Genomic DNA, 11,021 nt, shown 5'->3' with positions numbered 1-11,021 from the left:
GAGGGCCCCGGAGCGTCCCCCCCCGCCCCCTTCGCGGCGCTGCTTGCCCGCCTAGTCGTCCTAGTCCAGGTAGTCCCGCAGGACCTGGGACCGCGACGGGTGCCGCAGCTTGGACATCGTCTTGGACTCGATCTGCCGGATCCGCTCGCGCGTGACCCCGTAGACCTTGCCGATCTCGTCCAGCGTCTTCGGCTGGCCGTCGGTCAGCCCGAACCGCATCGACACCACACCCGCCTCGCGCTCGCTCAGCGTGTCCAGCACCGAGTGCAGCTGCTCCTGCAGCAGGGTGAACGACACCGCGTCGGCCGGCACCACGGCTTCGGAGTCCTCGATCAGGTCGCCGAACTCGCTGTCGCCGTCCTCACCGAGCGGCGTGTGCAGAGAGATCGGCTCCCGGCCGTACTTCTGGACCTCGACGACCTTCTCGGGCGTCATGTCCAGCTCCTTGGCCAACTCCTCCGGAGTGGGCTCGCGACCGAGGTCCTGCAGCATCTGGCGCTGCACGCGCGCCAGCTTGTTGATGACCTCGACCATGTGCACCGGGATGCGGATGGTCCGCGCCTGGTCCGCCATGGCGCGGGTGATCGCCTGGCGGATCCACCACGTCGCGTAGGTCGAGAACTTGTAGCCCTTGGTGTAGTCGAACTTCTCCACCGCGCGGATCAGGCCGAGGTTGCCCTCCTGGATCAGGTCCAGGAACAGCATCCCGCGCCCGGTGTACCGCTTCGCCAGCGACACCACGAGGCGGAGGTTGGCCTCCAACAGGTGGTTCTTGGCGCGGCGGCCGTCCTCGGCGATGATGTCCAGCTCGCGCCGGAACTCCGGGGACAGCGGCTCGTCGGCGTTCAGCTTCTCCTCGGCGAACAGGCCGGCCTCGATGCGCTTGGCGAGTTCGACCTCCTGCTCGGCGTTGAGCAGCGGGACCTTGCCGATCTGCTTCAGGTAGTCCTTGACCGGGTCGGCGGTGGCACCGGCCGACGCGACCTGCTGGGCCGGGGCGTCGTCCTCGTCGTCGGAGAGGACGAACCCCTCCTCCTTGTCCTCGCCCGCGGCGGCGGCTCCCTCGGCCTCGGAGGCGTCGTCGCCGTCCTCCTCGCCCTCGGCGGCCTCCATGTCCGGGCCGTCCTCGTCCTCGAGGTCCAGCTCCAGATCGATGTCCTCTTCGAGTTCGACGTCCTCGCCGTCCTCGTCCTCGCCCTTCTTGCCGGGCGCGGCCTTCTTGGCGCCGGCGGCCGCCTTCTTCGCGGCGGCCTTCTTGGCCGGGCCCTTGCCGGCCTCGGCCCCGTCGCCGTCGGCGTCGCCGGCCGCGGCGGTCTTCTTGGCCGCGACCTTCTTGGCCGCGGCGGGCTTGGCGGCGGTGGCCGTGGCCGTCTTCTTGGCCTCGGCGTCCCCGCCCTCGGCGGCCGCGGGCTTGGCCGCGGCCTTCTTGGCCGTGGCGGACTTGGCGGCGGTGGCCGTGGTCGTCTTCTTGGCCGCGGTCTTGGCGGCCGCGGCGACGCGCTTGCGGGCGACCCCGGCCGACTGGGCGGCGTTGACCGTCAGGTCAACGCCCTCTTCGTGGAGAACGGTGGTCAGGGCCCGCATGACGCTCTTGGCCTTGGCCATCGGGATGTCCGCCTCTTCGAAGGCTTGCCGCACCTCGTCTGCGGCGATGTGTCCCTGCGCCCTGCCCCGCTCGATGAGCGCCACGAGGTGGGCGGACTCGGCGATCTCGGCGGGCAGTGGACGGGAAGTGCTGGCCGACACGAAAACCCTCTCGCTACTGGATGGCAACCACCCGCTTCCGACGTGAGCCGGTGTACGGTCCCCGGTCGGGGGCCGTCTTGCTCTGTGTCGGGTTCGTGTGGAAGATTCCGATCGCGCCGCGGACTCGGCCGGTCGCACCCGGTCGTTCCGCATTGCACGCGACATAGCATTGTGGCACGCCGATGTATTCCCCCGGCACCGGATACCCGGTGATCTGCGCTAAACATCGACCCGGTGGGCACCGCCGGGCGCGCACACTCCGCGCGCGCCTCCGAGGCGGTGCCTCACACCACTCTACGCGCCCCCGGTCACCGACCGGCACATGACGCTCACGCTCCGCTCACGCCATGGTCACTGGCCGCGCTGTCCGGGCAGTCCGTACGCCGGGGCCTGCTCCTCCAGCTGCGCCGCCAGCATGGCGCGCATCACACTGGCCGCCGCCGCTCCGTCGCCGGCCACCACCTCGTCGGCCAGCCGCTGGTGCGAGGCCGCGGCCGCGTCGTTCATCGGACCGCAGGACCGGCGCCGCATCCCGGCGCTCTCGGCCGCCCCGGACACCACCCGGGCCAGGTGCTCCACCATCCGGTTCGGGCACTCGGCGACCAGCAGCGCGTGGAACTCGCCGTCGGCCTTGGCGTAGCCGGCCTGGTCGCCGTTGGCGGCGGCCTGCTTCAGCACGGCGGCCAGCTCGGCCAGCCGCGCGCCCGCGGCCTCGCCGAGCCGCCCGGCGGCCAGCTGCGCGGCCAGCGGCTCGAAGGCGCAGCGCAGCTCGGCCAGCTCGCGGCACTGGTCCAGGCCGGCCACCCCGGCGGCGCGCCACTCGATGACGTCCGGGTCCAGCAGGTTCCACTCCGGCACCGGCCGGATCCGGGTCCCGACGTTGGGCCGCGCGGTGACCATGCCCTTGGCTTCCAGCACCCGCAGCGACTCGCGGACCACGGTGCGGGAGACCTCGAAGCGGCGGCCGATCTCCTCCGGCACCAGCGGGCGGTCCGCGCCGAGCTCGCCGGCCACGATCATCCGGCCGAGCTGCTGGACCAACTGGCCGTGCAACCCCCGGGCCTGGGTACCGGCGCGCAGCGACAGGTAGGAGTCGGGCAGGGTCCCCGCGGCGGCCGCGGCCAGCGTGTTCGCCACCGGCGACGGGGCGGGGGCAGGAAGCGTCTCGACGGGTGCGGCGGCCCCGGTCATGTGTGTAGGAATGCTCATGTTGTTGTCGTCGGCCGGGGCCCGCCGGGACTTGAGGGTTCTTAGCCGATAGTCGTGCCGATGTCACCCATCGGAATGATTCGGAATGCCCGGACCCCGCGAATCGCCACGTCGAAGGCGCCGCGCGGGCCCATACCCATGGGCGCGACCATCCGGACGTTGAACCGACCGACCTTCGCAGGTGCGACGATCCCACCTGGGACGAGGGTGGACGCACGCCGCGCCCGCCGCCAGGGTGATCACGACCGCGGCCCCCTAATTTCGTCATCTTGACGATAAGGGAAGCGAGCCGCTAGCGTCGCAGCAGCCGTGGCCAGGCCCGGTATCGGCCTCGGGCCGACGTTGAGTTTCTGGGGGAGATCGATGGCGGACATCACGAAGCGGCTGTTCCTCAGCCACTTCCGGGGCAGCCCGACCAACCACGTGGTGCACCTGCGCCGCGGCAAGGCCGCCCATGAGGGGACCGGTCAGGCGTTCTGGTTCCGGCCGCTGACCGCGGTGCTGGCCGAGGTGCCGGTGGACGACCGGGAGCTGCCCATGCTGTTCCACGCCCGCACCAAGGACTTCCAGGACGTGACCGTCCAGGCGTCGATGACCTACCGCTTCGTCGACCCGGAGCTGGCCACCCGCCGCCTGGACTTCGCGGTCGACCTGAAGACCGGCCAGTGGCGGGCCACACCGCTGGAGCAGGTCGCGGTGCTGCTCACCGAGCTCGCGCAGCAGCACGCGCTGACCCTGATCGCCACCATGGAGCTGGCCGAGGCGCTGGCCACCGGGACCGCGGCGGTCCGGGAGCTGGTGGCCGGCGGCCTGGCGTCCGACGAGCGCCTGGCCGAGACCGGCATCGGCGTGGTCGGCGTGCGGGTGGTGGCGGTGAAGCCGGAGGCCGACGTCGAGCGCGCGCTGCGGACCCCGACCCGGGAGCTGATCCAGCAGGAGGCGGACCGCGCCGGCTTCGAGCGCCGGGCGCTGGCCGTCGAGCGCGAGCGCGCGATCAGCGAGAACGAGCTGCAGAGCAGGATCGAGCTGGCCACCCGCGAGGAACAGCTGGTCGCGCAGGAGGGCGCGAACGCGCGCCGGCGCGCCACCGAGCAGTCGGCCGCCGCGCGCATCGCCGCGGAGGGCGACGCCGAGCGGGCCCGCATCGCGGCCGAGGGCGAGGCGGAGCGGGCGCGGATCGCGACCGCGGCGAACGCCGAGCGGACCCGGACCGTCGCCGAGGCCGACGCCGACGCACTGCGCCTGCGCTCGTCGGCGAACGTCGAGGACCTGCGCGCCGTCGGCGCGGCGCAGGCCGAGACCGAGGCGGCGAAGCTGGCGGCGTACGCGGACCTGGACCGCGACGTGCTCTACGCGCTGGCGCTGCGCGAGTTCGCCGGCCAGCTGCCGGAGATCGGCACCGTGAACCTCACGCCGGACGTGGTGACCGGGCTGCTGAGCAAGCTGGCGAACGGCCCGGCCGGCGGCACGTCGGCGTCGGGCTCGGAGTAGCGGCGCGATGTCCGTCGCACCGCGCGTGGTCCTCGTGCACCGGCACAGCGAGCGTGACGAGATCGTCGCCGAGCAGGGGACGTGGGGCCAGGCCGAGTTCGTGCAGAAGCGACGCGGCGTCTCGCTGTCAGCGGTGAAGAAGCGGCACGAGTCGCTGAGCGCGGCGGTGCAGGCGGTCTCGGCGGGCATCCCGAAGGAGTGGCGCCGCGGCACGGTCGAGCGCTCCGACCTGCCGCGGTTCCTGTTCGAGCCCGAGGACGTGGTCGTGGTGGTGGGCCAGGACGGGCTGGTGGCGAACACCGCGAAGTACCTGGACGGCCAGCCGGTGATCGGCGTCGACCCGAACCCGGGCGGCAACATGGGCGTCCTGGTCCGCCACTCCCCCCGCGACTTCGAGTCCCTGCTCGGGAGGGTCGGTGCGGGCAAGGCCCAGGTCGAGGCCCGCACGATGGTGGCGGCATCCACCGACGACGGCGAGTCGCTGGTGGCCCTGAACGAGGTCTACCTCGGCCACTCCGGCCACCAGTCCGCTCGCTACCTGATCACGACCCCGGACGGCGCCGAGGAGCGCCACTCCTCCTCGGGCCTGCTGGTCGGGTCGGGCACCGGCGCGACCGGCTGGCTGCTGTCGGTCGCCCGGCAGCGCGCCCACCCGATCACCCTGCCCGGACCGACGGACCCGGAGCTGGGGTGGTTCGTGCGGGAGGCCTGGCCGTCGCCGACGACCGGGGCCGATCTCACGGAGGGTGTCCTGCCGGAGGGGCAGGAGTTGGCGGTCCGCGCCGAAGGCGAGTCGCTGGTGGTGTTCGGCGACGGCATCGAGAGCGACCGGCTGCTTCTGAGCTGGGGACAGACTGTGCGGATCCGAGCGGCGGGCAGGCGGCTACGCTTGGTGGTGTAACAACACGCTGACCGTGGGGGCGCCGTGGAGAGCAACCGGGACCGACTGACGATCGCCGGCTTCGCGCTGTTCATCGGCGGATCGCTGTTCACCGGCCGCTACATGATGCGCGCGTTGGCGATGCCGCATACGTACACGGACGTGTTGCTGATCGGTGGTGGGGTCACGTTGATCGGGGCCGTACTGGCTGTGGTGGGTGTGCTGGGGTATTCGCGGCGGCGGTAGGTGAAGGCCCGGCGTGGCCGGGTCGTATCAACCCTCTGGCCGAACCCCTAAGGCCGCCCGCCGACCTTCCGGATCACCCGCGCCGCCAACCGGCACCCGGCGGCCAACGCGTCCTCCGGATCCGCGTCCCGCATCCACGCCGCCAGGTACCCCGCGGCGAACGCGTCGCCAGCCCCGGTGGTGTCCACCAGCTCCCCCGCTGCGAGCGGTTCGGCCGGAACCCGGATCGTGCGGTCGAACAACGCGTCGTGACGCACCACGCCGTCCGCGCCGAGCTTGACCACCACCTGGTCGCAGAGTTCGGTCAGGGCGCGGGTGGCGGCGACCGGGTCGTCGTCGATGCCGGTCAGCACGGCCGCCTCGTCGCGGTTGGCGATCAGCATGAAGGGGTTGCCGATCCAGTCCAGGAAGCAGTCCGGGCCGACGGCGGCCAGCGGCCCGGCCGAGGCGACGTCCACGGACGTGGTCATGCCGTGCCGCCGTGCCAGGTCCAGTGCGGCTATCCCGGCCGCCCGGGTGTCGGGGTTCAGGACCGTGTAGCCGGACAGGTGCAGGTGCCGTCCGGGCTGGAACTCGGCCCGCGGCAGGTCTCTCGGGGTCAGCGCGCAGTTGGCGCCGGAGTCCGGCACCATCGTGCGCTCCCCGGCCGGGTCGACGAGCACGACGACGGTTCCGGTGGGACGTGACGGGTCCACCTTCAGCGCGGTGCGCACCCCGGTGGCCCGCAGCGCCTCGGCGGCCTCGCGGCCCGGTAGGTCGTCGCCGACGCAGCCCACGAACAACGCCTCGGAGCCGGTGGCGGCCAGCCAGCAGGCGGTGTTGGCCGCCGAACCGCCGCCGCGCATCGAGATCCGGCCGGGGCTGTCGGACGCGGCCACCAGGGGGCCGCCGAGCTGCGCCAGCACGTCGACCATCAGGTCGCCGACGACGATGATCGGTGCGGCCTCCGGGCCCGCCGGGCCGGAGCCCGAGCTCCCGGCCCGGCCCGCGCCGGGGGCCGAGCCCGAATGCGCGCCCGAATCCGCGCCCGCGCCCGAATCCGCGCCCGAGTCGGGCTCCCAGCCGGCCACGCTCCTCGGTCCCCCGGTCCTAGCGCGCGGGCGCGGCGTCGATGATCGCTGCCGCGATCCGGGCCGCCAGCTCGGCGTTGCGCTTCACCAGCAGCACGTTCGCGCGCAGCGACTCGCCGCCGGTCTCCCGGTGGAAGTACTCCAGCAGGAACGGCGTCACGTCCTTGCCCGCCACGCCCTGCTTCTCGGCGGCGGTCAGCGCGTCGTTGAGGATCCGGTCGTGCAGCGCCGGGTCGAGCTGCTCCTCGACCGGGATGGGGTTGGCCACGAGCGCGCCGGAGGACACCGCGGGCCAGGCCAGCTGCCAGTGCGCGAGGATCGCGTCGGCGACCTCCTCGGCGAAGTCGAAGCTCCACTCCAGCGCGTGGCCGGAGTCGGCGAGGTAGAAGCCGGGGAAGGTGGTGGTGCGGTAGCCGTAGACCGGCACGTTGAGCGTCTCCAGCCGCTCCAGCGTGGCCGGGACGTCCAGGATCGACTTCACGCCCGCGCACACCACGGCCATCGGGATCCGGGACAGCGCGGTCAGGTCCGCCGACTCGTCCCAGGTGTCGCGCGCGTGGCGGTGCACGCCGCCCAGGCCGCCGGTGGCGAAGACGTCGATGTCGGCCTGCGCGGCCAGCGACGCGGTGGCCGCCACGGTGGTGGCGCCGTGCAGCTTCTTGGCCGCGGCCACGCCGAGGTCGCGCACGCCGAGCTTGACCACGTCGTCGGACTCGGCGATGAGCCGGAGCTCCTCGTCGTAGAGCCCGACGCAGGGCTTGCCGTCGACCACCGCGATGGTGGCCGGGACCGCTCCGGCGTCCCGCACCGTCTGCTCGATCTCCCGGGCCACCCGCAGGTTGTCCGGCCGCGGCAGCCCGTGGCTGATGATCGTGGACTCCAACGCCACCACCGGCGTGTCCGATTCCAGGGCCTCGATCACCTCGGGGTGGATCCGCAGCCCCTCGCCGTCCACGGTCACTGTCGCCTCCTGCAAGCCCGCCGGGCATAAAAGCTGATTTCGTTACGCTGATGCGCACACTACTGAAGATCGTAGAGCGAGCCGGGAGCGGGTTGTGAACGACGAAGTCACCGTGATCGACAACAAGGAGCGCCACCGGTACGAAGCGCGCCTCGGCGGCGAGCTCGCCGGGGTTCTCACCTACACCGTGGAGGACGGCGTGGCCGTGCTCCCGCACACCGGCGTCGAGCCCCGCTTCGAAGGCCGCGGCATCGGCGGGCGGCTGGCGAAGGCCGCGCTCGACGACGCGCGCGAGGCCGGGCTGAAGGTGGCGCCGTGGTGCCCGTTCATCGCCGCGTACATCGAGAAGAACCCCGAGTACAGGGATCTGGTGGCACCGGGGGCGTGACGCCTCCCTCATGATCGGCGCGCCGCCGGGTACATGGCGGCGGCGCTCGTCATCATGTGCGTCGGCTGCTTCAGCGTCTGGAGCAGCGTCTAGAGCACCAGCGCGCGGTCCACGATGGCGCCGGCCTCCAGCCCGCGCGGCAGCGTCCCGAACGTCCGGCCCCAGTCCCCGCCGAGCCGCGACGCCACGAACGCGTCCGCGACGGCGTTCGGCGCGTAGCGGAGCACCAGCGAGCCCTGAAGCACCAGCGCCATCCGCTCCACGAAGCGGCGCGCGCCCGCCTCGTCGACCTCCGTGATCTCCTCCTGCAGCTCCTTGAACGCGGCGTCGAACCGCGCGTCGGCGCCGCGGGCCGCGCCGGCCTCGGCGAGGAACGCGTCCCACGTGCCCGCCTCCTTGGCGAGGGCGCGCAGGACGTCGAGGGCGTTGACGTTGCCCGAGCCCTCCCAGATGGAGTTCAGCGGGGCCTCGCGGTACAGGCGCGGCATGCCGGACTCCTCGACGTAGCCGTTGCCGCCGAGGCACTCCAGCGCCTCCGCGGCGAACGGCGCGCAGCGCTTGGTCACCCAGTACTTCGCGACGGCGAGGCCGATGCGGCGGAACAGGCGGGACTGCTCGTCGGCGGCGGTGCCGGTGGCGGCGTCGGTGGCCGCCGCCAGGTGCAGGGCGGTGAGCGTCGCGGCCTCGGACTCCAGCGCCAGGTCGGCGAGCACGGTGCGCATCAGCGGCTGGTCGGCGAGCAGCTTGCCGAAGGCCTTGCGGTGGCGGGTGTGGTTGACCGCCTCGGCGAGTGCGGCGCGCATCAGGGAGGCCGAGCCGGTGACGCAGTCCAGGCGGGTCATGGCGACCATCTCGATGATGGTCGCCACGCCGCGGCCCTCGTCGCCGACGCGCCACGCGCGGGTGTTGTGGAACTCGACCTCGGAGGAGGCGTTGGCACGGTTGCCCAGCTTGTCCTTCAGGCGTTGCAGGCGGAAGGAGTTGCGGGTGCCGTCCGGCAGGACGCGCGGGATCAGGAAGCAGCTCAGGCCGCCGGGGGCCTGGGCCAGGACCAGGAACACGTCGCACATCGGGGCGGAGGTGAACCACTTGTGGCCGACCAGCGTGTACTCGCCGTCGGCGCCGGGGACCGGGGTCGCGGCGGTGGTGTTGGCGCGGACGTCGGAGCCGCCCTGCTTCTCGGTCATGCCCATGCCGGCCAGGCAGCCGGCCTTGGTGGCGGGTTCCCGCAACCCGAAGTCGTACGTCTTCGACGCCAGGCGCGGGGTCCACTCGGCGGCCAGCGCGGGGGCGGCCTGGAGGGCCGGGACGGCCGCGTACGTCATCGAGACCGGGCACAGGTGGCCGCCGTCGGTCTGGCCCCAGACCAGCATCTTCGCCGCCCGGGCGGTGTGCCGGAGGGTCGCGGGGTCCTCCTGCCAGGGCGCGGCGCCCAGGCCGTGGCCGACGGCGACGGTCATCAGCTCGTGCCAGGCCGGGTGGAACTCCACCTCGTCCACGCGTCGCCCGTAGCGGTCGTGGGTAACCAGCACAGGATGGTTCACCTCAGCCAGCCGGCCCCATTCGCGGGCCTGGAAGGAACCGGCCAGCGCACCGAGCCCGAGGAGCTCCGCATGGGTCGACGATCCGTCTCCGAACAGCCGCGTCACCGCCTCGACCAGGGAGGAGTCCGCGCTGTAGGCGTTGTATCCGGCCAGTGGACGGGCCTGGTTCAGGGGCTCGTCGGCGGGTCCGGTCAGCGTGCCTTCGGGCATGGTTCCGGTCATCTCCGTTCGGCGTGATGCGGGTAACGGGGCCTGCTGCCGTTAACGTAGTACCCGATCGCCCCACTCGCCTACCAACCGGTAACAACGACAGATTGTCCAGCGAACCTCCCCTCCCTCCCGTCGTCGGCCCCGAGGACCAGCGCATGCGCCCAGTGCTCGACCTGTCCGCCGGCGCCGAAGCGGCCGCCCCGGAGCCCGCCGCCGCCCGGCCGTCGCCGCGCGAGCGCTTCCGCGCGCAGCTGCGGAACTGGTGGGCGGTCACGAAGATCACCTTCTCGATCTGCATGCGCTACCGGATCACCGGGCTGGCGGCCGAGGCGGCGTTCTTCGCCCTGCTGTCGCTGCCGCCGCTGGCGATCGGGCTGGCCGGCACCCTGGGCTATCTGAACGGCTGGATCGGCGCCGGCCGGATCACCGAGATCAAGCAGCACATCCTGAACGGCGCCGGCACCATGCTCTCCGGGCCGGGCATCGAGAAGCTCGACGGGCTCCTGACCAACCTGCTCGCCAACGGCCACCCGGACCTGATCTCCATCGGGTTCGTCCTGGCGCTGTGGGCCGGGTCGCGGGCGATGAACGTGTACGTCGACACCATCACCATCGCCTACGGGCTGTCCGGGCGCCGCGGCATCGTGCGCACCCGGTTCCTGGCCTTCGGGATGTACCTGCTGGGCCTGGTGCTCGGCTCGGTGGCGCTGCCGTTGCTGGTGATCGGGCCGGACATCCTGGTGGGCGTCTTCCCGAGCCTGACCGGACTGATCCACGCCGCGTACTGGCCGGTGGTGCTCACGGTGCTGGCGGCCTTCCTGAACACCCTGTACCACCTGGCGGTGCCGGTGCGCACGCCGTGGTCGCAGGACCTGCCGGGCACGGTCCTGGCCCTGCTGCTGTGGCTCGGCGGATCGGCGCTGCTCCGTGACTACGTCTCCTCCACGTTCTCCGGCACCAACGCGTCCAATTCGCTGTACGGAGGCCTCGCCGCGGCCGTGGCGATCCTCGTGTGGCTCTATGTCACCGCCCTGGCCACTTTGCTCGGCGCCGCGCTGAACGCGGCGGTGGAACAAGTGTGGCCCTCGCGCAAGTTGTGGTTGGCGAGACTGGCACTGCGCCAGCGGGTGGCAGCTCAACGAGACGCGTCCACGGAGTCCTTGGAAGGGGCTTCCCCTCAGGACTGAGCAGCCCATATGACTGTGACGCGAAGCGTCTCCTCCACGGGTGGTGGCGGGAGACGGGCAGGGCAAAACTCTGGCGACAACGCGTCAGA

At 72.3% G+C, this 11,021-nt stretch carries 10 protein-coding genes; 5 read left to right on the top strand and 5 right to left on the bottom strand.

Going from position 1 to position 11,021, the window contains the following annotated elements; all coding sequences use genetic code 11:
• Positions 1–60 precede the first annotated feature (60 nt).
• Together ABD466_RS03590 and ABD466_RS03585 are read right to left on the bottom strand one after the other, a co-directional pair.
• Entirely contained in the window at positions 61–1,746 is a 1,686-nt protein-coding gene (locus ABD466_RS03590) for an RNA polymerase sigma factor (protein ID WP_344655437.1), read from the bottom strand.
• A 351-nt stretch (positions 1,747–2,097) separates the two neighbouring features.
• Complete coding sequence (locus ABD466_RS03585; protein WP_344655436.1) at positions 2,098–2,955, bottom strand: FadR/GntR family transcriptional regulator; 858 nt, start codon at positions 2,953–2,955, stop codon at positions 2,098–2,100.
• 363 nt (positions 2,956–3,318) lie between these two features.
• On the opposite strand from ABD466_RS03585, the gene ABD466_RS03580 reads away from it, so the two are divergent.
• Genes ABD466_RS03580 through ABD466_RS03570 form a run of 3 tightly spaced genes read left to right on the top strand, consistent with a single transcriptional unit; the run spans position 3,319 to position 5,572 of the window.
• The gene (locus ABD466_RS03580; protein ID WP_344655435.1) at positions 3,319–4,446 is read left to right on the top strand and encodes an SPFH domain-containing protein; all 1,128 of its coding nucleotides are present in this window, start codon (positions 3,319–3,321) and stop codon (positions 4,444–4,446) included.
• A 7-nt stretch (positions 4,447–4,453) separates the two neighbouring features.
• On the top strand, positions 4,454–5,347 hold the full coding sequence (locus tag ABD466_RS03575; RefSeq protein WP_344655434.1) for an NAD(+)/NADH kinase: 894 nt from the start codon (positions 4,454–4,456) through the stop codon (positions 5,345–5,347).
• 24 nt (positions 5,348–5,371) lie between these two features.
• Entirely contained in the window at positions 5,372–5,572 is a 201-nt protein-coding gene (locus tag ABD466_RS03570; protein WP_344655433.1) for a hypothetical protein, read from the top strand.
• 47 nt (positions 5,573–5,619) lie between these two features.
• Here the strand turns inward: ABD466_RS03570 and ABD466_RS03565 are convergent, their stop codons facing one another.
• Together ABD466_RS03565 and ABD466_RS03560 are read right to left on the bottom strand one after the other, a co-directional pair.
• Complete coding sequence (locus ABD466_RS03565) at positions 5,620–6,642, bottom strand: carbohydrate kinase family protein (RefSeq protein WP_344655432.1); 1,023 nt, start codon at positions 6,640–6,642, stop codon at positions 5,620–5,622.
• A 19-nt stretch (positions 6,643–6,661) separates the two neighbouring features.
• Complete coding sequence (locus ABD466_RS03560; RefSeq protein ID WP_425558526.1) at positions 6,662–7,603, bottom strand: pseudouridine-5'-phosphate glycosidase; 942 nt, start codon at positions 7,601–7,603, stop codon at positions 6,662–6,664.
• 94 nt (positions 7,604–7,697) lie between these two features.
• On the opposite strand from ABD466_RS03560, the gene ABD466_RS03555 reads away from it, so the two are divergent.
• Entirely contained in the window at positions 7,698–7,991 is a 294-nt protein-coding gene (locus tag ABD466_RS03555) for a GNAT family N-acetyltransferase (RefSeq protein ID WP_344655431.1), read from the top strand.
• A gap of 89 nt (positions 7,992–8,080) precedes the next feature.
• Here the strand turns inward: ABD466_RS03555 and ABD466_RS03550 are convergent, their stop codons facing one another.
• Entirely contained in the window at positions 8,081–9,745 is a 1,665-nt protein-coding gene (locus ABD466_RS03550) for an acyl-CoA dehydrogenase family protein (protein WP_344655430.1), read from the bottom strand.
• Positions 9,746–9,900: 155 nt separating this feature from the next.
• Here ABD466_RS03550 and ABD466_RS03545 point away from each other — a divergent pair, with 155 nt between their 5' ends.
• The gene (locus tag ABD466_RS03545; protein WP_344655429.1) at positions 9,901–10,932 is read left to right on the top strand and encodes a YihY/virulence factor BrkB family protein; all 1,032 of its coding nucleotides are present in this window, start codon (positions 9,901–9,903) and stop codon (positions 10,930–10,932) included.
• Positions 10,933–11,021 lie beyond the last annotated feature (89 nt).

It is taken from the genome of Catenulispora subtropica (assembly GCF_039531675.1).
GTDB lineage: Bacteria > Actinomycetota > Actinomycetes > Streptomycetales > Catenulisporaceae > Catenulispora > Catenulispora subtropica.
This window is presented reverse-complemented; position numbering and strand designations above follow the sequence as displayed.